This is a genomic window from Microbacterium sp. Clip185, assembly GCF_028743715.1.
Taxonomy (GTDB): domain Bacteria; phylum Actinomycetota; class Actinomycetes; order Actinomycetales; family Microbacteriaceae; genus Microbacterium.
In genome coordinates, this window is sequence record NZ_CP117996.1 from 1,094,664 (window position 1) to 1,117,133 (window position 22,470).

At 69.6% G+C, this 22,470-nt stretch carries 22 protein-coding genes; 15 read left to right on the plus strand and 7 right to left on the minus strand.

The genetic code is table 11. The features are described 5' to 3' along the window. The first annotated feature begins 22 nt into the window (after positions 1 to 22). Both PQV94_RS05145 and PQV94_RS05150 read left to right on the plus strand, forming a co-directional pair. Positions 23 to 1,486: an aspartate ammonia-lyase gene (locus PQV94_RS05145; RefSeq protein ID WP_274287717.1), complete on the plus strand. Its 1,464-nt coding sequence runs from the start codon at positions 23 to 25 to the stop codon at positions 1,484 to 1,486. Between the two features lie 77 nt (positions 1,487 to 1,563). Then, positions 1,564 to 2,034 carry a DUF4190 domain-containing protein gene (locus PQV94_RS05150; RefSeq protein WP_274287718.1) on the plus strand — a complete coding sequence of 157 codons (471 nt, stop codon included), beginning with the start codon at positions 1,564 to 1,566 and terminating at the stop codon, positions 2,032 to 2,034. 53 nt (positions 2,035 to 2,087) lie between these two features. On the opposite strand, the gene PQV94_RS05155 is transcribed toward PQV94_RS05150, so the two are convergent. Beyond that, the gene (locus PQV94_RS05155) at positions 2,088 to 2,957 is read right to left on the minus strand and encodes a fumarylacetoacetate hydrolase family protein (protein WP_274287719.1); all 870 of its coding nucleotides are present in this window, start codon (positions 2,955 to 2,957) and stop codon (positions 2,088 to 2,090) included. Between the two features lie 38 nt (positions 2,958 to 2,995). On the opposite strand from PQV94_RS05155, the gene PQV94_RS05160 reads away from it, so the two are divergent. The 5 genes from PQV94_RS05160 (at position 2,996) to PQV94_RS05180 (ending at position 7,870) form a co-directional block, all read left to right on the plus strand. Next, positions 2,996 to 4,201 (plus strand): PrsW family intramembrane metalloprotease, encoded by a 1,206-nt coding sequence (locus PQV94_RS05160; protein WP_274287720.1) that lies wholly within the window; start codon positions 2,996 to 2,998, stop codon positions 4,199 to 4,201. Positions 4,202 to 4,275: 74 nt separating this feature from the next. Continuing rightward, positions 4,276 to 5,274, plus strand: coding sequence for an adenosine deaminase (gene add / locus PQV94_RS05165; protein ID WP_274287721.1), 999 nt, complete (start codon positions 4,276 to 4,278; stop codon positions 5,272 to 5,274). After that, positions 5,271 to 6,668, plus strand: a complete 1,398-nt coding sequence (locus PQV94_RS05170; RefSeq protein WP_274287722.1) for an NtaA/DmoA family FMN-dependent monooxygenase — start codon at positions 5,271 to 5,273, stop codon at positions 6,666 to 6,668. The genes add and PQV94_RS05170 overlap by 4 nt, the downstream gene beginning before the upstream one ends. Positions 6,669 to 6,774: 106 nt before the next feature. Beyond that, positions 6,775 to 7,143 carry an FKBP-type peptidyl-prolyl cis-trans isomerase gene (locus PQV94_RS05175; protein WP_137416538.1) on the plus strand — a complete coding sequence of 123 codons (369 nt, stop codon included), beginning with the start codon at positions 6,775 to 6,777 and terminating at the stop codon, positions 7,141 to 7,143. Positions 7,144 to 7,309: 166 nt separating this feature from the next. After that, a complete protein-coding gene (locus PQV94_RS05180) occupies positions 7,310 to 7,870 on the plus strand; it encodes a YceI family protein (RefSeq protein ID WP_274287723.1) in 561 nt (186 codons plus the stop codon). Positions 7,871 to 7,913: 43 nt separating this feature from the next. Here PQV94_RS05180 and PQV94_RS05185 read toward each other — a convergent pair whose 3' ends face one another. The 3 genes from PQV94_RS05185 to PQV94_RS05195 all read right to left on the minus strand — a co-directional run bounded on the left by PQV94_RS05185 (position 7,914) and on the right by PQV94_RS05195 (position 10,443). After that, positions 7,914 to 8,837: a DMT family transporter gene (locus tag PQV94_RS05185; RefSeq protein WP_274287724.1), complete on the minus strand. Its 924-nt coding sequence runs from the start codon at positions 8,835 to 8,837 to the stop codon at positions 7,914 to 7,916. Positions 8,838 to 8,926: 89 nt separating this feature from the next. After that, positions 8,927 to 10,213 carry an MFS transporter gene (locus PQV94_RS05190; RefSeq protein WP_274287725.1) on the minus strand — a complete coding sequence of 429 codons (1,287 nt, stop codon included), beginning with the start codon at positions 10,211 to 10,213 and terminating at the stop codon, positions 8,927 to 8,929. A gap of 5 nt (positions 10,214 to 10,218) precedes the next feature. Continuing rightward, the gene (locus PQV94_RS05195; protein ID WP_274287726.1) at positions 10,219 to 10,443 is read right to left on the minus strand and encodes a DUF167 domain-containing protein; all 225 of its coding nucleotides are present in this window, start codon (positions 10,441 to 10,443) and stop codon (positions 10,219 to 10,221) included. Between the two features lie 149 nt (positions 10,444 to 10,592). Here PQV94_RS05195 and rpsO point away from each other — a divergent pair, with 149 nt between their 5' ends. Further along, positions 10,593 to 10,862: a 30S ribosomal protein S15 gene (gene rpsO / locus PQV94_RS05200; RefSeq protein ID WP_137416542.1), complete on the plus strand. Its 270-nt coding sequence runs from the start codon at positions 10,593 to 10,595 to the stop codon at positions 10,860 to 10,862. A gap of 200 nt (positions 10,863 to 11,062) precedes the next feature. On the opposite strand, the gene PQV94_RS05205 is transcribed toward rpsO, so the two are convergent. Then, positions 11,063 to 12,070, minus strand: coding sequence for an isopenicillin N synthase family dioxygenase (locus tag PQV94_RS05205; protein WP_274287727.1), 1,008 nt, complete (start codon positions 12,068 to 12,070; stop codon positions 11,063 to 11,065). Between the two features lie 142 nt (positions 12,071 to 12,212). Here PQV94_RS05205 and efeU point away from each other — a divergent pair, with 142 nt between their 5' ends. From efeU to efeB, 3 genes are read left to right on the plus strand one after another with little or no spacing between them, the layout of a single operon-like run. Then, entirely contained in the window at positions 12,213 to 13,139 is a 927-nt protein-coding gene (gene efeU, locus PQV94_RS05210; RefSeq protein WP_274287728.1) for an iron uptake transporter permease EfeU, read from the plus strand. After that, complete coding sequence (gene efeO, locus PQV94_RS05215; protein ID WP_274287729.1) at positions 13,136 to 14,365, plus strand: iron uptake system protein EfeO; 1,230 nt, start codon at positions 13,136 to 13,138, stop codon at positions 14,363 to 14,365. Before efeU ends, efeO begins: the two co-directional genes overlap by 4 nt. After that, positions 14,362 to 15,666: an iron uptake transporter deferrochelatase/peroxidase subunit gene (gene efeB / locus PQV94_RS05220; RefSeq protein WP_274287730.1), complete on the plus strand. Its 1,305-nt coding sequence runs from the start codon at positions 14,362 to 14,364 to the stop codon at positions 15,664 to 15,666. The genes efeO and efeB overlap by 4 nt, the downstream gene beginning before the upstream one ends. A 6-nt stretch (positions 15,667 to 15,672) precedes the next feature. On the opposite strand, the gene PQV94_RS05225 is transcribed toward efeB, so the two are convergent. After that, complete coding sequence (locus tag PQV94_RS05225; protein WP_274287731.1) at positions 15,673 to 16,788, minus strand: acyltransferase family protein; 1,116 nt, start codon at positions 16,786 to 16,788, stop codon at positions 15,673 to 15,675. A gap of 85 nt (positions 16,789 to 16,873) precedes the next feature. Between PQV94_RS05225 and PQV94_RS05230 the strand changes: the two genes are divergently transcribed. The 3 genes from PQV94_RS05230 to PQV94_RS05240 all read left to right on the plus strand — a co-directional run bounded on the left by PQV94_RS05230 (position 16,874) and on the right by PQV94_RS05240 (position 19,731). Next, positions 16,874 to 17,773, plus strand: coding sequence for an alpha/beta fold hydrolase (locus PQV94_RS05230; protein ID WP_274288226.1), 900 nt, complete (start codon positions 16,874 to 16,876; stop codon positions 17,771 to 17,773). Positions 17,774 to 17,884: 111 nt separating this feature from the next. Further along, positions 17,885 to 19,087, plus strand: coding sequence for an LLM class flavin-dependent oxidoreductase (locus PQV94_RS05235; RefSeq protein ID WP_274288227.1), 1,203 nt, complete (start codon positions 17,885 to 17,887; stop codon positions 19,085 to 19,087). Further along, positions 19,087 to 19,731 carry an FMN reductase gene (locus PQV94_RS05240; protein WP_274287732.1) on the plus strand — a complete coding sequence of 215 codons (645 nt, stop codon included), beginning with the start codon at positions 19,087 to 19,089 and terminating at the stop codon, positions 19,729 to 19,731. The genes PQV94_RS05235 and PQV94_RS05240 overlap by 1 nt, the downstream gene beginning before the upstream one ends. A gap of 28 nt (positions 19,732 to 19,759) precedes the next feature. On the opposite strand, the gene PQV94_RS05245 is transcribed toward PQV94_RS05240, so the two are convergent. Beyond that, positions 19,760 to 20,353, minus strand: a complete 594-nt coding sequence (locus PQV94_RS05245; protein WP_274287733.1) for a DedA family protein — start codon at positions 20,351 to 20,353, stop codon at positions 19,760 to 19,762. Between the two features lie 139 nt (positions 20,354 to 20,492). Between PQV94_RS05245 and PQV94_RS05250 the strand changes: the two genes are divergently transcribed. Further along, positions 20,493 to 22,457 carry a GDSL-type esterase/lipase family protein gene (locus tag PQV94_RS05250; RefSeq protein ID WP_274287734.1) on the plus strand — a complete coding sequence of 655 codons (1,965 nt, stop codon included), beginning with the start codon at positions 20,493 to 20,495 and terminating at the stop codon, positions 22,455 to 22,457. Positions 22,458 to 22,470 lie beyond the last annotated feature (13 nt).

Here is a 22,470-nt window from a genome sequence, read left to right on the forward strand (position 1 = left end):
CGACGACCCACAAGGACAACGCATGCCAGAGCACGCAACGACGCGTACCCGTACCGAGACCGACTCCCTCGGGAGCCTCGAGATCCCCGCAGATGCCTACTGGGGCATCCACACGGCTCGGGCCCTCGAGAACTTCGACATCTCCAAGCGCCCGATCTCCGTCTACCCCGATCTCGTGGTGGCGCTCGCGATGGTCAAGCAGGCCTCGGCCCGAGCGAACCGCGAGATCGGGGTGCTCGACGCGGAGCGCGCGTCGCTCATCGATCGGGCGGCGCAGGAGGTCATCTCGGGTCGCCACCACGACCAGTTCGTCGTCGGCGTGATCCAGGGCGGCGCCGGCACCTCGACCAACATGAACGCCAACGAGGTGATCACGAACGTTGCGCTCGAGCTCGCCGGGCGCGAGAAGGGCGACTACGCGTTCCTCTCGCCGATCGATCACACCAACCGCAGCCAGTCCACGAACGACGTGTACCCGACCGCGATCAAGGTCGGACTCTCGCTCACCCTGCAGAGCCTGCTGGTCGAGCTCGATCTGCTGCGCCAGGCGTTCCTCGACAAGTCGCGCGAGTTCCACGACGTGCTCAAGGTCGGCCGCACGCAGTTGCAGGATGCGGTGCCGATGACGCTCGGGCAGGAGTTCCACGGTTTCGCCACGACGCTGGGCGAGGATCTCCACCGGCTGCGCGAGAACGCGTGGCTGCTGCACGAGGTCAACATGGGGGCGACCGCGATCGGCACCGGCATCACGACGCATCCGGACTACGCACCCTCGGTGCTGCGCCATCTGCGCGAGATCACGGGGCTCGACCTCGCCACGGCCGACGACCTCGTCGAGTCCACGAGCGACACCGGCTCGTTCATGTCGTTCTCCTCCTCGCTGAAGCGCAATGCGATCAAGCTCTCCAAGATCTGCAACGACCTGCGCCTGCTCTCCAGCGGCCCGCAGGCGGGTCTGGGTGAGATCAATCTGCCCGCGCGTCAGGCGGGCTCCAGCATCATGCCCGGCAAGGTCAACCCGGTCATCCCCGAGGTCGTGAACCAGGTGGCGTTCGCCGTGGTCGGCGCCGACATGACGGTCACCATGGCGGTCGAGGGCGGCCAGCTTCAGCTGAACGCCTTCGAGCCGGTGATCGCGCATTCGATCTTCCAGTCGATCACCTGGATGCGCCAGGCCATGTGGACGCTGCGCGTGAACTGCGTCGAGGGCATCACGGCGAACCACGATCGCCTGGGTGCCATGGTCGGCTCATCGGTGGGTGCGATCACCGCGCTGACGCCCTTCATCGGGTACGCGGCAGCGGCGGCGCTCGCGAAGACGGCGCTGCTCACCGGTCGCAATGTCGCCGACCTCGTGGTCGAGGCGGGACTCATGCCGCGCGACGAGGTGCTCAAGCAGCTCTCGCCCGCCCGGCTGTCGGGCCTCGAGGCCATCACGGCCGCCATTCCGATCATCGATACGAGCCTCAGTCCGACGCAGGACTGAGTGTCGCCCGTGCGCCCACGCGGTGCAGCCGATAGCGTCGGAGCGCGCACCGTGCCCGCGCCGAATCAGGAGGAATCATGACCGACCCGACCGGATCGCCCGAGAACACTTCGCCGGTGCCGCCGGCCTACCCCGCCGCGCCCCCGGCGTATCCGACGGCGCCCGCGGCCTCCTCCGAGGTGCCTCCGGCCTATCCGACCGCGCCGCCCGCAGCCGGCCCGGTTCCCGGCCAGCCTGCACCCGGCGCCCCGGTGCCCGGCAAGACGCTCGGCATCGTGGCGCTCATCCTGGCCTTCGTCGCGCAGCTGTTCGGTCTCATCCTCGGCATCGTGGCTCTCGTGCAGAGCCGCAAGGCGGGGGTGCGCAACCTCCCCGCTCTCTGGGCCATCATCGTCAGCTCCGTCCTCATGGTGATCGGGATCATCGTGGGGATCATCGTCATCGTGAGCTTCGTGAGCCTCATCGACCAGGCGACGCAGTACTGCCTGGAGAACCCCGGCGGCTCCTACCAGATCAACGGCGTGACGCAGTCCTGCCCCGCAGGCTGAGTCGATCTGAAACGACGACGATGGCCCCCAGTTGCTCTGGGGGCCATCGTCGTTCAGTCCAGGATGCGGCAGTGCGTGGTCAGCGCGCCGATGCCGTCGATGCCGACGGTGACCGTCGAGCGGTCGCGCAGGAAGATCTGCGGGTCGCGGGAGTAGCCGGCGCCGCCCGGGCTGCCGGTGGAGATCAGCGTCCCCGGCAGCAGCGTGACCGACTGGGAGAGGTGGGACACCAGGGTGGATACGGGCCGGATCATCTGCCCCGTCGACGCATCCTGCACGGTGTGGCCGTCCACGACCGTCCAGATGTGAAGGTCCTGCGGGTCGGGCACTTCATCGGCGGTCACGACGAAGGGGCCGGTGGGGGTGAAACCGTCGAACGACTTGCAGCGCGACCACTGCGCCTCGGAGAACTGGATGTCGCGCGCCGTGACGTCGTTGACGACGGTGTAGCCCCACACGTGCTCGAGGGCCTTCTCTGCCGGGACGTTCTTCGCGGGGCGGCCGATGATGACACCGAGCTCCGCCTCGTAGTCGACGGACTCGCTGAGGCTGCGCGGCCAGCTCGTGGTCTGCTCGTGCCCGGTGAGGGAGTTCGGCCACAGCACGAAGACCGTCGGGGTCTGGTCGGTCTTGAGGCCCAGCTCACCCGAGTGGGCGGCGTAGTTGAGTCCGACCGCGAGGATCACGGGTGGCGCGAGAACCGCCGAGGCGAACTGCGTTCCCGCAAACCCGAAGCGCTCCAGTTCGGGCGATGCCGCGGCGTCCCGCACGCGATCGAGCAACTCGTCCCCGCCCAGGATGAGCTGCTCGAGCGTTCTCGGGGCGTCGGGGAAGAGGTCGTCGACGAAGGCGGCCGAGTCCTCGTCGACGACGACGAGTCTCGGCTCCGGATTCGCAGCGGTGCGGAGGTGGGCGAAGCGCATGACCTCCACGCTACCGGCGGCGACCGTAGGCTGAGGGAATGACGACCCCCGACGGCCGCCCGACTCTCACCCCGCCGGCCTTCGATTCCGCTCTTGCGCAGCCGGTTCATGCCGTCCCCGCGCCGATTGCGGCGCCCGCCACGTCGCAGCCGCCGGTCGGTGCGCCGGTTCGGCGGGCGTGGGGCCTCTACATCTGGGTCGGCGCGCTGCTCGTGGTTCTGCTGGTGGTGCTCGTCGGCTACTTCCTGGAGGCGATCGGCCCGGTCGCCTCGCTCCTGGGGGCGATCCTCGCGCTTCTCCCGCTGGCGGGCGTGCTGTGGGTCCTGCGCATCGTCGACCGCTGGGAGCCGGAGCCCAGAGGTCTGGTGATCCTCGCGCTCGGTTGGGGAGCCATCGCTGCCGTGGCGCTGGCTCTCGGTGTCGATCTCGTGCTGCTGCTCGCCTTCGGTCGCGACGACTCGCCGTTCGCGCTCCTGCTGCAGTCGGTCGTGCAGGCGCCGGTCGTCGAGGAGATCGGCAAGGGTCTCGGGGTGCTTCTCATCTTCGCGGCCGCTCGACGCTTCTTCGACGGGCCCGTGGACGGCATCGTGTACGGCGGGCTGATCGGTGCGGGATTCGCCTTCACGGAGAACATCCAGTACTTCGCGAGCGCCTTCATCGAAGGCGGCTTCACCCAAGCCTCCGCGACGTTCTTCGTGCGCGGCATCCTCTCGCCGTTCGCTCACGTCATGTTCACCGCGGTCACCGGCTTCGCACTCGGCCTCGCAGCGCGGCGCGGCGTCCGTCTCGGCGGCGCGCTCGGACCGTGGCTCCTGGGGCTCGTCGGGGCCATCGCGCTGCACGCGCTGTGGAACGGCTCCGCGCTCCTCGGCGACTTCTTCGCACTGTACGCCGTGCTGCAGGTTCCTCTCTTCGTGATCTTCGTGGTCGCGATCGTGCTGCTGCGGCGTGAGGAGGCTCGCCTGACGCGGGCGCGGCTGGGTGAGTACGCGGCTGTCGGCTGGTTCACCCCTCAAGAGGTCGACATGCTCGCGACCGCCGCAGGGCGCCGCACCGCTCTCGCCTGGGCGCGTACGCTCACCGGCGACCGGGTACCGATCATGCGGACCTTCATCGCCGACGCGACCGCGCTCGCGGCGGCGAGGCAGCGCGCGATCAGCGGAAGAGACCCGCGAGCGAGCGCGGAAGAGGCCGCGTTGCTCCAGCGCACGGTTGCCGCTCGCGCAGCCCTGTTCGCGCTCTGAGGCCGGACGTCATCTGAGCGAAACACCGCGTCGCTATCGTGAACCGACCAGTTCACTCGACGTCAGGAGCGTCCATGGCCGACTCGGCCCTCCGCGATCTCGCCGCCCTTCCCAAGGGGCATCTCCACGTCCATCTCGAGGCGGCCATGAGGCCCGCGACGCTCGCCGAGCTGGCCGAGGAGATGTCGGTCGAGATCCCGCCGGTATCCGGATTCTCCGGCTTCACGGCGTTCGCCGACATGTACCAGGGGCTGCTCGCCGTCCTGGCGCGTCCGGAGAACCTCGTACGGTTGATCGATGAGGCGGTGGCGGATGCGGCATCCGACGGCGCGGTCTACGTCGAGTTCGGCGTGAGCCCCCAGTTCTATCTCGAGGCCTTCGGGACCATCGAAGCGGCGCTGGACGCGCATCTCGACGCCGTTCGCATCGCGGGCGAGCGTCACGGCGTCGAGGTGGGGCTCATGGTCACGGTCGATCGCACCGAGTCCCTCGACGAGGCGATCGCGCTCGCGAAGGCGGCGGCGGCACGCGCCGGTCTTGGTGTCGTGTCCCTCGGGCTCGCGAACGAGGAGCGAGGCTATCCCGCCGCCGACTTCGCCCCCGCATTCGACATCGCCCGCGCCGCGGGCCTGCAGTCCGCCCCGCACGCGGGCGAGCTGGTGGGTCCTGAATCGGTCTGGCAGGCCATCGACGACCTGGGCGCCGCGCGGGTGCTGCACGGAGTGCGGGCGATCGAGGATCCCGCGCTCGTGGCCGAGCTGGCACGGCGCGGGATCTGCCTCGACACCTGCCCCACCTCCAACCTGCTGCTGGACGTCGTCGACGACCTCGCCCGTCATCCGCTTCCGCAGTTGCTGGATGCGGGAGTGCGGTGCTCCATCAACGCGGACGACCCGATCCTGTTCGGCCCCGGCATCCTCGACGAGTACGTCGTCGCGCGCGAGCAGATCGGCCTGACGGACCGCCAGCTCGCCGCGTGCGCGTGGAGCTCCATCGAGACGACGCTCGCCGGCGACGCGCTCAAGGCGCGTGCGAAGGCCGACATCGAGGCGTGGCTGGGGGAAGCGCTGTGACGAATCTCCACTTCGGCGTCTTCGAGGTCTACGCGCCGCAGGTCGGCGGCACCTACAGCTGGGCTCACCCGCTCTGCGACGCTGCGGACTACCTCGACCCGGAGCGCTGGGTGCGCATGGCGAAGATCATGGACCGCACCGGCTACGACTTCCTCTTCTTCGCCGACGGCTTCGGCTATCCGATGCAGAACGGTGACATCAGTGCCGCGTGTCTGTCGGCGGCCATCAACTTCTCCGGCCTCGACCCGTCGACGATCATCCCGATCCTCGCCCGCGAGACCGAGAATCTGGGCTTCGTCGTGACGGCGACGACGGGCATGGACCACCCCCTGCCGCTGTCGCGGCGCTTCAGCACCCTCGACCATCTCACCCGCGGTCGCATCGGGTGGAACGTCGTGACGGGTGCCTCGCAGAACGCCGTCGCGGAGCTATTCGGGCACCCGGAGATGGTGGCGCACGATACGCGATACGAGATGGCCGAGGAGTACGTGTCGCTCGCGCGCAGCTACTGGGAGCACTCGTGGGACGACGATGCGCTCGTCGCGGACGCGGCCTCCGGCGTCTACATCGACCCGTCCCGCATCCATCGCACCCAGTTCGAGGGAGCCCACTACCGCTCGCGCGGGTACTTCGGCGCCCCTCCGTCGCCGCAGCGCACGCCGGTGATCTTCCAGGCCGGTACATCTCCGAAGGGGCGCGCGCTCGCGGCCTCGCATGCCGAGGGGGTGTTCGTTCAGGCCACGACGCCCGAGCACACGGCGGCGGCCGTCGCCGACATCCGTCGCCGTGCCGCCGAAGCGGGGCGTGATCCCGGCGACATCCGCATCATGGCCGGGCTCACGGCGATCGTCGACGAGACGCAGGCCGGTGCCGAGCAGCTCTGGCGCGAGTTCCACGGCATGCAGTCGGACGAGGTCGTGGCGGCGCTCTACGCCGGGAACACCGGCATCGATCTGCTGACGCTCGATCCGGACAAGACCCTCGCCGAGGTCGTGGCGGCCGGTGGGATCGTCGGTCAGATGGGCACGAGCAACATCGAGCGCTTCCTCGGTCGCGACGGTGCCCCGGCGCCGACCGTGCGACAGATCCTGGATGACCTGCGCGGCAAGGGCACGCGCGGATTCCGGATCGTGGGGGATGCGGAGCACGTCGCAGACCGCGTGGAGGAGCTGGCCGAGAAGACGGGCCTCGACGGATTCCTCTTCGAGCCGGTGTTCGGAACGCGCGATGTCGAAGCGTTCGGGGAGCTGGTGCTCCCGCGCCTTCGGGACCGCGGCCTTCTGCCCGAGCCCGCCGGTCCGACGCTGCGCGAGCGGATGCGGGAGCGCCCCGGCGCCCGTCTGGAGCGGGCGGGAAAAGACTCAGCGCCCGGTGCCGCGGCGATGCCTGCGTGACTCCCGAGCGCTGAGTTGTTCTGATGCCAGGATCCACCCGTCGCCGGATGCTGTCAAGAGGATCCGCCGCGGCTCGCGGGCCGCGCCGACGTGCTTGGATGGAGACATGACTGACAACCGCACGAAGCCCGAGTTCGACGCTCCCGCAGGGCCCGCTCCCACCGAGCTCGTCATCCGCGACATCATCGTCGGAGACGGAGAAGAGGCGAAGCCGGGCGACAACGTCACGGTGCACTACGCCGGCGTCGAGTACGAGTCCGGCGAAGAGTTCGACTCCTCCTGGGGCCGTGGTGAGAGCATCCAGTTCCCGCTGCGCGGTCTCATCCAGGGCTGGCAGGACGGCATCCCGGGCATGAAGGTCGGCGGTCGACGCGAGCTCGTGATCCCGCCGCACCTCGCGTACGGCCCCGCCGGCGGCCACTTCCTCGGGGGCAAGACGCTCATCTTCATCATCGACCTGCTGAAGGTCGGCTGACACGATCTCTCGAAGGGCCCCGGGCATCCGGGGCCCTTCGTCGTTGTTCCACCGGAAATTCTTAAGACTCTCGTCAGAATTTTGCATTCAGGGGAATACGTTCCCGTGGGATGCGGTTGACTGGACTCGACGCCGCGAAACGCGCGGCCCTGGTTTTGGAGCGAACATGACCGACACGAACGCAATCGAGATCCCCGGATACAAGGCCGGCACCTGGACGCTGGACGCCTCGCACAGCGAGGTCACCTTCGCGGTGCGCCACATGATGATCTCGAAGGTGCGCGGCACCTTCGGTGTGAAGAGCGCCACGATCATCGCCCCGGAGAACCCGCTCGAGGCCAAGGTCGAGGCCACGGTGGATGTCGCCTCGATCGACACCAAGGATGAGGGCCGCGACGGCCACCTGCGTTCGGCCGACTTCTTCGACGTCGAGAACTACCCCACGATGAGCTTCGTCTCGACGGGTGTCCGCTATGAGAAGGGCGACTTCCTCGTGGACGGCGACCTGACCATCAAGGACGTCACCAAGCCCGTCACGTTCGAGCTCGAGTTCGGCGGCTTCGGCACCGACCCGTGGGGCAACTACAAGGCCGGCGCCACGGCCAAGACGGTCATCAACCGTGAGGAGTTCGGCCTCACCTGGAACGCCGCGCTCGAGACCGGCGGCGTGCTCGTCGGCAAGGACGTCACGATCGAGCTCGACCTGCAGGGCACGGTCGCGGCCTGATCGCGCACGAAGGGGACGGATGCGGCCGCATCCGTCCCCTTCGTCATGTCCGGGCTCGGCGCCGCAGGCGGTCCTGCGCGAGGAGGATGCCCAGGAAGACGACGAGGGCGCCCGCGGGCTCGTTCCACGACACCGTCTCGCGGAGCACGATGGCGCCGAGGACGACGCCCACGACGGGCGTGATGTACGTGACGGTGGAGGCGCGCGTGGGACCCCAGGCGCGGAGCACATTCTGGTTCCAGATGTAGGCGACGCCTGTCCCGAGGCAGCCGAGGAGCACGAGGCAGATGATGATCGCCGCATCCAGCCTCACGGGCGTGAGAGCGATCAGCGGCGTCAAAGCGAGCATGATCACGGCCGCGATCCCGATGTTCAGGAACGAGAACACCAGGGGGCTCATGCCGCTGTCGGAGGTGAAGCGGCGCATGTAGGCGAGGCTGAAGCCGTAGCAGGCGGTGGCGCCGAGGATGGCGAACTGGGCGATGAGGCTCTGATCGGGGGCGAGGCCCTGCCAGGGCGCGATGATGACCATCACCCCGAGGATGCCGATGAGGATTCCCGCGATCTGGATGATGCGCAGCTTCTCGACGCGGAACACGGCCCAGGCCATCACGGCCGTCATGATCGGGGTCGTCGCGTTGTAGATGCTCGCAAGGCCCGAGCTGACGTGCTGCTGGGCCCACGAGAACAGCAGGAACGGCACGACGCAGAACGAGAGTGCGAGCACGCACATGTGCATCCACACCACGAGTCGCCGGGGCAGGGTCTCCCGACGGATGGCCACGAAGATCCCGAGCGTCACCGCCCCGAGCACGAGCCGCGACCATGCGACCTGGGCGGGAGAGAGCCCGCCGAGCGCGACCTTCATGAACAGGAAGCTCGAGCCCCAGATGACGCCGGTCAGCACGAACTGCACGGCGATGACCGCCTGGCGGGGCGGAGCGGAGGGGCGCGCGACGGGAAGCACGCACCGACTCTAGTGACGGCCGCAGACGCTCCGGCCTTGTCGCGGATGCGATGTCCGAAAGCCGCCGCAGGACGGCAGCGCGCCGCCGCTCAGGGCACCGGATGGAGCGCGTCGTACGCGCGGAAGCCGGGGCTCAGGCGCACCAGTACTCCGACGAGCGCGATGATGACGATCCCGCCCAGCAGCGGGGGGAACCACAGTGCCGTTAGGGTTGCGAGGCTCCCGGCGTAGAGTGCGCCGATGCGGGGACCTCCCGCGACGACCACGATGAAGATGCCCTGCAGACGCCCGCGCATCGCGTCGGGCACGGCGGACTGCATCATGGTCGAGCGGAAGATCGCGCTGACGTTGTCGGCGGCGCCCGAGACGGCGAGCACCACGCAGGCGGCGGCGATCAGGACGACATTGACGTCACCACGCACGAACCAGCCGAGGGCCGCAGCGACCAGCACGAGTCCGAACACGGCGATCGCGGCGCCGTAGACCTGGATCGCGCGTTCGATGCCGAGTCCATGGCGTCGCACCCTGCCGATCGGGCCCGAGAACAGGCTCGACAGGAATGCGCCCGCCGCGACGGCCGCGGTGAGGATGCCGGTCGTCACCGGCCCGCCGCCGAGAAGCACGGCACCGATGCCGGGGAACAGCGCGAGGGGCTGCCCGAACGTCATCGCGATGATGTCCAGCAGGTACTGCATCCGGATGTTGCGCGCGCGGCGCAGGAATGCCCAGCCGTCCCGGAGGGAGTCGAGGCCGGGCCTGACGATCGCCCCCTCCGGGCGGAGCTTCGGCAGGGTCCACAGGCCCAGGAACAGCGAGGTCATGAGCACGACGTCGATCGAGTAGGTCCAGGCGTAGCCTGCCGTCGCAACGAGGACGCCCGCGAGCGCGGGGCCCGCCATCACCATGATCCCGACGGTGACGCCGTTGAGGGCGGCCGCCGCCGGCAGCAGCTCGCGCGGCAGCAGTCGCGGCGTGATCGCCGACTTGGTGGCCATCACGACGGAGTTCGCGGCGGAGTTGACGATGCTCAGCGCATACAGCCACCAGACGGTCTCGTCGCCGGACCACGCGAGGGCCGCCAGCAGGGCGGTGGAGGCGAACGTGATGCAGGCGGCGATCAGTGCGACCATGCGCCGATCGAACGCGTCGGCGAGCATCCCTCCGTAGAGTCCCGCGAGCACCATCGGAATCAGGCCCGCCACCGCGACCATCGCCACGGCGAAGTCGGAGCCGGTGAGGGCGTAGACGTGCAGCATGACGGCGACGATCGTCAGCTGCCCGCCGAGCCCCGCGAGCGTGGAGCCGATCCACATCCGCGCGTACGGTGCGCTGGTGGTGAGAGGGCGCACGTCGATCAGGTGGCGCGCGAGCCGCATCCGGCTCACTCCGCGACCTCGATGCGCTTGATGCGAGCGGCGTGGCCCGTGCGGATCGTGACGTCCTGGCGGCGGACGCCGAAGTGCGCCGCGAGGGCCGTGATGACCCCCGCGTTGGCTGCGCCGTCGGCCGCGCGCTCGCGCACGTGCACGGTCAGCGCGCCGTCCGCATCCGTCTCGACGAGGGGTCCGCGGCGGCTGCCGGGCTTGACGCGGACGGTGAACTGCACGGGTGCGAGCGTACCGCCGGCGGGAGCGGTTGGGGTCGGCGCCGAACGCTGGTAGACTTTCGAGGTTGCCGTTCGATCGGCCGCGGATAAAGAGAGCCCCCGGATCAGCCGGAGGGCGCCGCGCAACGAGGAGAGAGGGGATCCCATCTATGGCACTCGAGAACGACGTCAAGAAGGCGATCATCGAAGAGTACGCGACGCACCCCGGTGACACCGGATCCCCCGAGGTGCAGGTCGCGATGCTGACGCAGCGCATCAAGGACCTCACCGAGCACCTCAAGGAGCACAAGCACGACCACCACTCGCGTCGTGGTCTGTTCCTCATGGTCGGTCAGCGCCGTCGCCTGCTGGGTTACCTGCAGGACATCGACATCAACCGCTACCGCTCGCTCATCGAGCGTCTCGGTCTGCGCCGCTGATCGCAGCGCGATCGCGTATATCGCTTTCTTCGAAGGCCGCCCCACGGTGTGGGGCGGCCTTCGCTTTTTGTGCGCGCCCGCCCGCATCCTGAACCCACCTCTCCGCTCAAAGACCGCGAGACTGCACTTCCCTCACGAGATCACGGGTAAACACAGTGATCTCGTGCGAAAGATGCAGTCTCGCGGTAGGGAGGGGAGGGTCAGGCGCGGGCGGCCAGGAGGTCCGGGTGGTGGATCGCCGCCACATCCGGGTGCGCACGCAGGCGCGACTTCAGCGCGTTCTCGCCGTAGCGGGCGTAGATCGGATTGGTGGGGTCCTCGGTGACACCGCGCGTCCGTGCCGCGAGCTCCGGCGGAAGCTGGATGAGGGGCAGCTGCGCATCGAGTGCCGGGTTGAAGAAGAACGGCACCGAGATGCGGTCTTCGGGGTAGCGCGGCGAGACGACGCGGTGGTTCGTGGCGATCAGGTACCCCTGCGTCGCGTACTCGAGGAGCTCACCGATGTTGACGACGAACGCGCCGTCGACCGGGGGAGCGTCGACCCAGCCACCGTCGCGCTCGACCTGGAGCCCGCCCTTGCCCGGCTCGACCCACAGGAGGGTGAGCACGCCGGAGTCCTTGTGCGCGCCGACACCCTGCTGCGGCTCGGGTTCGCGGCTACCGGGGTAGCGCACGATCTTGATGAGCGTGCCCGGGTCTGCGAAGTAGGGGTCGAAGAAGTCCTCCGCGGCTCCCAGCGCCAGCGCCCACTGGCGCAGCAGGGTGATCGCGACCTCGCTCAGCCGGTCGTGCCACTCCTGCACGACCTCACGCAGCTCGGGAAGCGCCTCGGGCCAGAGATTGGGGCCGGTGAGGCGTTCGAAGTCGGGAGCGGCGGGGTCGGTCACGGCCTCGCGCTCGGGTCCGATGTCGATCTGCTCGCGCCAGTCGACCTGCCCCTGCGTGCGCTCGCCGCCGATGCGGGTGTACCCGCGGAAGTGCGGGCTGTTGATGTTCTCGATCGCGAGCTTGTCGGCTTCCGGCAGGGCGAAGAAGGCGCGCGCGACGCGTTCGAGGCGCAGCGCGAGCTCGTCGACGCCGGTCCCGGTGAGGTAGAAGAAGCCCACCTCGTGCGTCGCCCGGCGCAGGTCGTCGCGGAACGCGGCGACCGCATCCGGACCGTCGGAAAGGCGGGAGAAGTCCAGGACGGGAAGGGATGGCGTGCTCATGCACCGAAGGTACGTCCCGGCGTCGCCGGGCGGAGAAATGTTGCTGAGCGTTACCGCACGGCGTGGAATTTGCCTCCGGTCCGTAACAGGAGTAATCTCGCTCCGGGCTTAGGTAAGCCTTACCAGAAAGAAGGATCCCCCGGTGCTGTCGAGTCTGCTGATCGGTCTGCGCGAAGGCCTCGAGGCCGCCATCGTCGTCGGCATCCTCGCCGCCTACCTCTCCCGGCTCGGACGGCGCGACGTGCTGCCGCGGTTGTGGATCGGCGTCGGGCTGGCCGTTCTCCTCTCGCTCGTGGTCGGCGCGGTCCTCACGTTCGGCGCCTACGAGCTCACCTTCCAGGCCCAGGAGATCCTCGGCGGCGGCCTCTCGCTCGTCGCCGTCGCGCTGGTCACGTGGATGATCTTCTGGATGCAGCGGGCCGGCCGCGGGCTCAAACGAGCGCTCGAGGGTGACATCGACCGTGCCCTCGCGACCGGGGCGCTGTGGGGGATCGTCGTCATCGGCTTCATCTCCGTCGCCCGTGAGGGACTGGAAACGACCCTGCTGCTGTGGTCGATGGTGCAGTCCTTCGGCAATGCGCCCGCCGCACTCGGCGGCGCCGTCCTGGGCCTCGCGCTGGCGGTCGTGCTCGGCGCGCTCATCTCGCGCGGCATGATCCGCCTCGACCTCCGGGTGTTCTTCACCTGGACCGGCGCCCTGCTCATCATCGTCGCCGCAGGCGTCCTCGCCTACGGCGTGCACGACCTGCAGGAGGCGGCAGTGCTGCCTGGGCCGTTCTCCGACGCCGCCACGATCGACGCGGCGACCGGAGTCGTGGGCGTGGGCCTGGCAGGCTTCCCGTTCGGCTGGGCCTTCGACGTGTCGACGATCATCGCTCCCGGCGGTCCCATCGCTGTGCTGCTGCAGGCCACCGTCGGTTTCATGCCGCAGATGACCTGGCTGCAGGTCATCGCCTGGGTCGTCTACATCGCCGTCGTCGGCATCCTCTTCTTCCGCGGTGCGCGCTCGCACCCGCGGTCCCACCGAGCGCAAGAAGCCGTCGCTCCCGCACATCAAGGAACCCCATGACAGCTCCTCGTCTGATCGGCGGCGCCGCAGCGCTCGTCCTCACCTCGCTCGCGCTGGCCGGATGCGTCGCCAAGGCCGACGTGGCCGCATCCGACGCCCTCGCCGTCACGGCGAGCGACTCCGCGTGCGATCTGCCCACCGCGACCGCCACAAGCGGAACGCTGGCCTTCGACGTCACCAACACGGGCTCCGAGGTCAGCGAGTTCTACCTGCTCGCCGAGGACGGCCTGCGCATCGTCGGCGAGGTCGAGAACATCGCTCCGGGCGCCTCGCGGACGCTCACGGTCGTGGCGCAGCCCGGCAAGTACTTCACGCTGTGCAAGCCCGGTATGGTCGGCGACGGGGTCGGGCGAGCCGGCTTCACGGTCACCGGCGACACGATCGCCGCGTCCGGTGACGACGCCGAGCAGAAGCAGCAGGCGGTCTCGCTGTACGCCGCGTTCGTGAAGGACCAGGTCGAGCAGCTCGTCCCTGCCGTCGACGCCTTCACCGCCGCCTACACCGCCGGTGACGATGAGACCGCCCGGACGTCCTTCCCGAAGGTGCGCTCCTTCTACGAGCGGATCGAGCCGGTCGCCGAGTCGCTGGGCGATCTCGACCCCAAGATCGACTACCGCGAGGTGGACGCGGTCGCGGAAGGCCTGGACTGGACCGGGTTCCACCGCATCGAGAAGGACCTCTGGGTCCCCGCGCAGGGCGCGCTCAACGCCGACGGCGCCACGCCCGCCTGGCAGGACTGGACGCCCTCCACTCCCGAACAGCGCGCGGAGCACGCCGACCAGCTCGTCGCGGATGTGGCGCAGCTCAACGACTACGTCCACTCCGACGAGTTCGTCAGTGCGCTCGACGCGCAGGGCATCGCGGGCATCTCGAACGGCGCCATCGCGCTGCTCGACGAAGTCGCGAACGGCAAGATCTCCGGCGAGGAGGACTGGTGGAGCGGCACCGACCTCTACGACTTCGCCGCCAACGTCGAAGGCTCCAAGATGGCCTACTCGCTCGTCCGCGACTTCGCTGAGAGCAAGGGCGAGGACGGTCAGAAGCTCGTGAGCGCCATCGACAAGGGGTACGCCGATCTCGAGGCGCAGCTGGCGACGTACGGCAGCGCGGACACGTCGTTCGTCGCGTACTCGACGCTCACCGAGGCCGACAAGCGCACCCTGACGGATCTGATCAACGCGCTCGCCGAGCCGCTGTCCCGTCTGACGGTGACCGTCCTCTCGTGAACGAGCAGCAGCCCGCCGCGGTTCCCCAGGAGCCCGCCGAGGCGCCCGCAGGGCTCAGCCGGCGGGGTCTGCTCGGCCTGCTCGGCGCTGGTGCCGCCGGCCTCGCCATCGGCGGGGCCGGCGGTGCCGCGGTCGCCACGGCGGTCGAGGGCGCCGCATCCGACGCCGATGCCGACGGCGTCCACGCGTTCTTCGGCGAGCACCAGGCGGGGATCACCACCGAAGTGCAGGACCACCTGCACTTCGCCGCCTTCGACCTCGACGACGATCTGACGCGCGATGACCTCGTCTCGCTCCTGCAGGACTGGTCGTATGCTGCGTCGCGCATGACGCAGGGGCTCGACGTCAGCGCGTCGGGCGCGGTCGGCGGCTCGCCCCAGGCGCCGCCGGACGACACCGGCGAGGCGCTGGGGCTGCCCGCGAGCTCGCTGACGATCACGTTCGGATTCGGGCCCGGGCTCTTCGAGCGGGACGGCGTCGACCGCTTCGGCATCGCCGATCGTCGGCCCGACCTGCTGACGCCGCTGCCTCGCTTCGTCGGCGACGATCTGGACCCGCTGAACTCCGACGGCGACCTCTGCATCCAGGCCTGCGCCGACGACCCGCAGGTCGCCGTCCACGCCATCCGCAACCTCAGCCGCATCGCGTTCGGACGCGCCCGCATCCGCTGGGCGCAGCTCGGCTTCGGTCGTACGTCCAAGACCAGTGCCGCGCAGACGACGCCTCGGAACCTCTTCGGCTTCAAGGACGGCACGGCCAACATCCTGGCCACCGATACCGCCGCGCTCGCCGAGCACGTGTGGGTCGGTGACGAAGGCCCCGCCTGGCTCGCCGGTGGCAGCTATCTCGTCGCCCGCCGCATCCGCCAGACGATCGAAACCTGGGACCGCTTGCGGCTCATGGAGCAGGAGCGCACGATCGGACGCGACAAACGCGAGGGCGCCCCGCTGTCGGGCGGGCAGGAGTTCACCGAGCCCGACTTCTCTGCGAAGGATGCGTCGGGCGCGCCCCGCATCGACCGCGCCTCCCATGTCAGCCTCGCCCACCCCGACAACAACGGCGGGATCCGGATCCTCCGTCGCGGCTACAACTTCGTCGACGGCAATGACGGGCGGGGCGCGCTGGAAGCGGGGCTGTTCTTCCTTTCCTACCAACGTTCGCCCGAGCAGTTCATCACGCTGCAGAAGGCGCTCGCGCGCGACCTGCTCACGGAGTACCTGCGCCACGTCGGCTCGGGTATCTGGGCCGTGCCGGGCGGCGTCCGAGAGGGCTCGTTCGTGGGTGCAGACCTCTTCGCCTGAGCGGTGTCAGCGCCGCTCGGGAGCGCGGCGCGAACCGGTCGGGTCGCTGCGGTGCCCCTCGCGGCCAGCGAGCGTGCGGTCGGCGAACAGCCACGACCAGCGCGGCTCCACGAGAGGGCGGAACACGCGGCGTACGGGCGCGGTCGCGAGTCCCAGCGCGATGAGCACGGATGCGGCGCAGACGACCGGCAGCCAGAACCAGGTCGGGTCGAGCCCGCGCAGGATGCCCGACTCCCGGAACGGATAGAGCACGAAGGAGTGCAGCAGGTAGACGTACATCGTGTACTGCCCGAACGACGTCCACCAGGCGGCCCGCCGGGGCACGAGTGCGAGGAAGGCGGCGGTCAGGAGCAGAGCGATCGCCATGAGGGCGAGTCGGATGCCGCCGGCCCACCACTGTTCGCCGCCGAGGTCCGAGTAGGCGTCCTCGTAGAAGAGCCAGGTGCGCAGGTCGATCGCCCGCCAGAGGTCGATGAAGATCCACGCGACCGCTCCGGCCATCACCAGCACCGCCGCAGCGGCGACGCGGCTCCACCACGGCCGGGCCAGCAGCGAGAAGCGCTCGACGATGTCGTGCTCGCGCAGCCACCAGCCGAGGGTGAAGAAGAACAGGAGCCCCATCGTGCGCGACAGCGACAGCGTGGAATCGATGTTCGGCAGGTAGCCGACACCGATCGAGATCACGAGCGCCCACAGCAGCGGCCAGCGCAAGAGCGCGAGGTAGGGCAACACGACCCGGAAGATGCCGAGCGCGAGCAGGAACCACAGCGTCCAGGAGGGCTGCGTGGGGTTGGGGTTGGCCGTGCCCTCGACGAGGAACTTGGTGATCGTCCAGAGCGTCTCGAAGATGAGGTACGGCAGCAGGATGTCGGTGACGACGCGGGCCATCTGACGCTTTCCCGGAACACCCGCCTTCGAGAAGTAGCCGGAGATGACCGCGAAGGCGGGCATGTGGAAGGCATAGACCACGAGATAGAGCGCGAGGGCCGCATCCGAGTCGTAGATGAGGCGTTGCGTGGCGTGTCCGAGCACGACCAGGACGATCGAGGCGAAGCGCGCGTTGTCCCAGAACGGCACCCGACGCTTCGGGCGCGCGGGCGCGGAGGTCGGCGGAAGGCTCATCGCGTGCGACCCTACCGGTGCGCGTGCCCCGCATGTCGCGGAGCGCCGGAGGCAGTAAGGTGTGGCCACCGGTGAGGGGGTGTCGATGGCGGTGCGCGAGGATGCTGCCTGGCAGGACCGAGCCATCGGCGACGTGGACTGGCATCTGTTCCCGCCCGATGCCGTGCACGATGCGGTCGCAGCGCCGTCGGGGGCGTTGGCCCGTGTCTCGCTCGGCCCCGCGGACGGCCCCAGGGCTGTGCTCGTTCCGGGCGTCACCGGCTCGAAAGAGGACTTCGTGCTGGTCATGCCGCTGCTCGCGGCCGCCGGCTACCGCGTCGAGTCCTACGACCTCGCGGGTCAGTACGAGTCGGCGGCCGCGGGCCCTGAGAACCTCGAGCCGCCTCGCCGGCACTACGACTACCCGCTGTTCGTGGACGACATGATCGCGGTGCTCGAGACCGGGTCCGCCCCGGTGCACGTGCTCGGCTACAGCTTCGCCGGTCTCGTCGCCCAGTTGGCGCTCGTGGCGCGGCCCGACCTCTTCGCCAGCCTCGCGCTCGTGACCTGCCCGCCGGCGACGGGACAGGTCTTCCGCTCCGTCAAGCGCATCGGACGTCTCTCGGATGCGGCGGGGCCGCGCGCGGGCGCCGGGCTGATGCTCTGGGGTATCCGCAACAACCTCAATCGCGTGCCGCCGGGGCGGCTGCGTTTCGTGCGCGAGCGATTCACGCTGACCCGCCGCGAGAGCGTCACCGACATCGTGGGCCTCATGATGACGATGCCGGATGTGACGGCCGCCGTCGCGGGAGTCGATCTGCCCAAGCTCGTCGCCACCGGCACGCACGATCTCTGGCCCGAATCCGAGTACCGCGCATATGCGGCGCGGATCGGGGCACGCGCCGTCGTCTACGACACCGGCCATTCGCCCAGCGAGACGGTGCCCCACCAACTGAGCAGGGATCTGCGTCATCTGTACGAATCGGCGTCCGATCGCCGGGAATAACCTCGACCCCGACGCGTTACAGGGGATATATTCAATCGCATAGAAACGGATGCGGGCACGCACCCGGGAAGCGGAAGAGGAATCGTGAGCGAGAACACCACCTGGCCGGGAATGCAGTTCGGCATCTTCACGGTCTCGGACATCACCCAGGACCCGGTGTCGGGTCATACCCCGAGCGAAGCGGAGCGCATCCGCAACACCATCACGATCGCCAAGCACGCCGAGGAGGTGGGGCTGGACGTCTTCGCCCTCGGCGAGCACCACAACCCGCCCTTCTGGTCGTCGTCGCCCACCACGACGCTCGCCGCGATCGCCGCGCAGACCGAGCGGCTGCTCGTGTCGACCGCGACGACGCTCATCACCACGAACGACCCGGTGAAGATCGCCGAGGACTTCGCGATGCTGCAGCACGTCTCGAACGGCCGCACCGACATCATGCTCGGCCGTGGGAACACCGGCCCCGTGTACCCCTGGTTCGGCAAGGACATCCGCCAGGGCCTGCCGATCGCACTGGAGAACTACGCGCTGCTGCACAAGCTGTGGCGTGAGGACGTCGTGGACTGGGAGGGGAAGTTCCGCACCCCGCTGCAGGGCTTCACCGCCACACCGCGTCCCCTCGACGGCGTGCCCCCCTTCGTGTGGCACGGCTCGATCCGCACGCCCGAGGTCGCAGAGCAGGCCGCTTACTACGGTGACGGCTTCTTCGCGAACAACATCTTCTGGCCGGCAGAGCACTACCAGCGCCTGATCGCGCTGTACCGCCAGCGCTACGCGCACTACGGACACGGCACGCCCGAGCAGGCGATCGTGGGCCTGGGCGGACAGGTGTTCATGCGTGCCAACTCGCAGGACGCCGTCAACGAGTTCCGCCCCTACTTCGACAACGCCCCCGTCTACGGACACGGCCCGTCGATGGAGGACTTCACGCAGATGACGCCCCTCACCGTCGGCTCGCCCCAGCAGGTCATCGACCGCTACGCCGGCATGCGCGATCTGTTCGGCGACTACCAGCGCCAGCTGTTCCTCATGGACCACGCGGGTCTGCCGCTGAAGATCGTGCTCGAGCAGCTCGACATCCTGGGTGGCGAGGTCGTCCCGGTGCTCCGCAAGGAACTCGCGAAGAACCGTCCCGCGGACGTGCCGGACGCACCCACCCACGAGAACCTCGTGAGCAAGACGTACGGCGACGCGGAGCCCCGTCAGGCCACGCCGCGCGCCAACCGCGGTGACAACCTGACCTCGGGTTCGCCCTACCAGGACACCCCGCAGCCGGTCGGTTCCGCCTTCGGCGCCGCTGCCACCCGGAGCGCCTGATGAGCACCCGTCGTATCGCCGTCATCTCGGCGGGCCTGTCGAACCCGTCGTCGACCCGGATGCTGGCCGACCGCCTGCTCGCCGCCACGGCGCGAGAGCTGGCGGAGCGCGACATCGAGATCACCGCGGACGTGTTCGAGCTGCGTGACTACGCGCACGACATCACGAACAATCTGCTGACCGGATTCGCGCCCTCCGCCCTGGAGACCATGATCAACACCGTGGTGTCGGCGGATGCGCTCATCGTCGTCACGCCGATCTTCTCCACCAGCTATTCGGGACTCTTCAAGTCGTTCATCGACGTGCTCGATCCCGACGCGCTGCGTGGCAAGCCGGTGCTGATCGGCGCCAATGCGGGAACCGCCCGTCACTCGCTGGCGATCGACTACGCGATCCGCCCGCTGTTCGCCTACCTGCACGCGGATGCCGTCTCCACCGGTGTCTTCGCCGCATCCGCCGATTGGGGCGGGAGCGGAGACCAGGTCGCGACGCTGTCGAGCCGTGTGGACAAGGGTGCGCGTGAGCTGGCCGAGGCCATTGCCCGACGCAGCCCCGTCGTCGACGCCGACCCGTTCGACCCGGCGAACTACCTCGGGGAGGGCCGTTCGTTCGGCCACCTGCTGGGCGGTCTCGCGGGGGAGTGACGTCCGTGTGACGAGTGAGGGCGCCGCGTCATCGCGGCGCCCTCACTCGTCGTGCGGCCACCGCATCCAGGGCGAAGCCCAGACCCAGCGCGAGCACGACGGACACGATGACCGCGACGACGGGGCCGCCGGGCACGATGGCGCCGACCGCCGCCCCGATGAGGCTCTGGTAGAGCGCCCAGCCGAGCGCCGCGAGCGCACACGCCCCGAGGAACCGCGCCGGCCGGACACGTGTGGCTCCCGCCGTCAGGGTCACGGCGACCCGCGCGAAGGGGATGAAGCGGGCGGTGAACACGACCGTCGCGGCGCTGCGGTGCAGGCGCCCCCGCGCCCAGGAGAACGCCGCCGCGACGCGCGGATGCCGCATCCATCGCCAGCGCTCGATCCCGACCGTTCGCCCCACGAGGTATCCCGCGGCGTCGCCCGCGAAGGCGGCGGCAGCGGCGACGACCACGACCGCGACGATCGGGGGCTGCCCGGTCGACACCGCCAGAGCACCCATGGCGGTCACCGCGACCTCGCCCGGGATCACTACCAGAAGGGCGTCGGCGAACACGAGCAGGGCCATGAGCGGCAGCGCCCACGGACTCGATGCGAGATCGGTCAGGAAAGGCTCCGCCACCCGTGAAGCATCGCAGCGGCGGGTGAACGGCGACCCAACGGGGCACGTCCGGTGACGAGCCGCGGTGCATCGGGTGAACTCTCGACGATCCGCCCCGGTTCGCGCCATGCGGGCGCGGCGCCGGGAGCACCCTGGTCTCGTGAGAGTCGCGCTGATCGCCGAGTCCTACCTTCCGCACATGAACGGGGTGACCGGCTCCGTCCTGCAGGTGCTCCGGCACCTCGCCGCCGACGGCCACGAGACGCTCGTGATCGCGCCGCGCTCGAGCGAGTCCGTCGACGCGGTCGCAGCCTCGCGCACTGAGCTGCTCGCGTCGCTCCCTCTGCCCTCTTATCCGCAGGTGCGGGTCGTCTTCGCGCGCGTCGCGCGCATCGCGGCGATCCTGCGCGAGTTTCGCCCCGACGTGGTCCACTTGGCTTCGCCCTTCGTGCTGGGCTGGCAGGCGGTGAATGCCGCCGAGGGGTTGCGCACCGCATCCGTCGCCGTGTACCAGACCGACGTCGTCGCGTACACGGAGCGCTACCGGATGCCGCAGGCCGCAGCGCTCGCCGCCGGACACGTCGCGCGTCTCCACCGTCGGGCGACTCTCACCCTCGCACCCTCCAGCTCGTCGGTGGCTCAGCTGGAGCGGATGGGCGTGGACCGGCTGCGGATGTGGGCGCGCGGCGTGGACGGCGAGCGGTTCCGCCCGGAACGGCGCAGCGAGCAGTTCCGTCGGAGCGTGGCACCGGGCGAGCGCATCATCGGCTACGTCGGGCGCCTCGCTCCGGAGAAGCAGGTGGAGGACCTCGCCGCGCTCGCGGGCGTCGAGGGCGCGCGGCTCGTCATCGTCGGCGACGGTCCGTCGCGGAGCCAACTCGAACGCCAGCTCCCCGGTGCAGTCTTCCTCGGGCATCTCGCGGGCGACGAGCTCGCCGAAGCGATGGCATCGTTCGACGTCTTCGTGCACCCCGGCGAGAGCGAGACCTTCGGCCAGACGATCCAGGAGGCGCACGCGAGCGGCGTCCCGGTGGTCGCCACGGGCACGGGCGGCCCCGTCGACCTCGTGCGCTCGAGCATCGACGGATGGCTCTATCGCCCCGGAGATCTGGCTGATCTGCGGGCCCGCGTGGGCGACCTCCTGGGCGATGACGCGAAGCGACAGGCCTTCTCGCTCGCCGCGCGCGACGCCGTCGCCGAGCGCACCTGGGCGTCGCTGTACGGCCAGCTGCTCGGCCACTACGACGAAGCGCGGGAGCTGCGCCGAATCGACGACCGTCTCCTGGCTCGCGGCGACACACGTCCTGCCATGCCGGCGCTGCTTCCCGCACCGCGCCGGTGGGGGCGCTTCGTCGCCCTCGGCGACTCGCTCACCGAGGGATTGTGCGACACCTCACGTACACCGCACGGGCAGTATCGCGGCTGGGCCGACCGGCTCGCCCCGCTGCTGGCGCAGCAGCACCGAGGCCGCGAACCCTTCCGCTACGCGAACCTTGCGGTCCGCTCGCGTCGGGTGCGCGATCTCACGACGACGCAGATCCCGCGGGCGCTCGAACTGCGCCCCGACCTCGTGTCGATCCTCATGGGCGCGAACGACCTCGTCGGCCACGGCGCGGCCCCGCGGGCGCTCGCCGCCGAGCTGGAGGAGGGCGTCGCCGCACTCCGGGCGGCGGGCTGCGACGTGCTCCTGGTGACGCCGTTCCTGCCGCATCGTCGAGCCGCGGGACTCTTCGCCCGCCGATTCGCCCAGTACGCCTCCGAGCTGCGTCGTATCGCCCGTGTGCACGGTTGCATGCTCCTGGACCTGGAAGCCCTGCCGGCGATCGGCTCGCTGGAGATGTGGGCCGACGACAAGGTGCACCTGCGGTCGCGGGGTCATCGTTTCCTGGCCTATCGCGCCGCCGAGGTGCTGGGGATCCCGGATGCCGAGGCTCTGGGTGATCTGGATGCGGCCCTCCACGACGACGAGCCCTCGGCGGGTGGCTGGCTGCGCCGTGACGCGCTGCCCTGGCTGTGGCGTCGGATGCGGGGGCGCACCGCGGGCGATGGCCTGGATGCGAAACACGCCGACTATGTCGAGATGCCCGGCGCGGGGCGCTCTCGCCGTGCCTCCTCATCAGCCTGACGCGTTTCGTCTC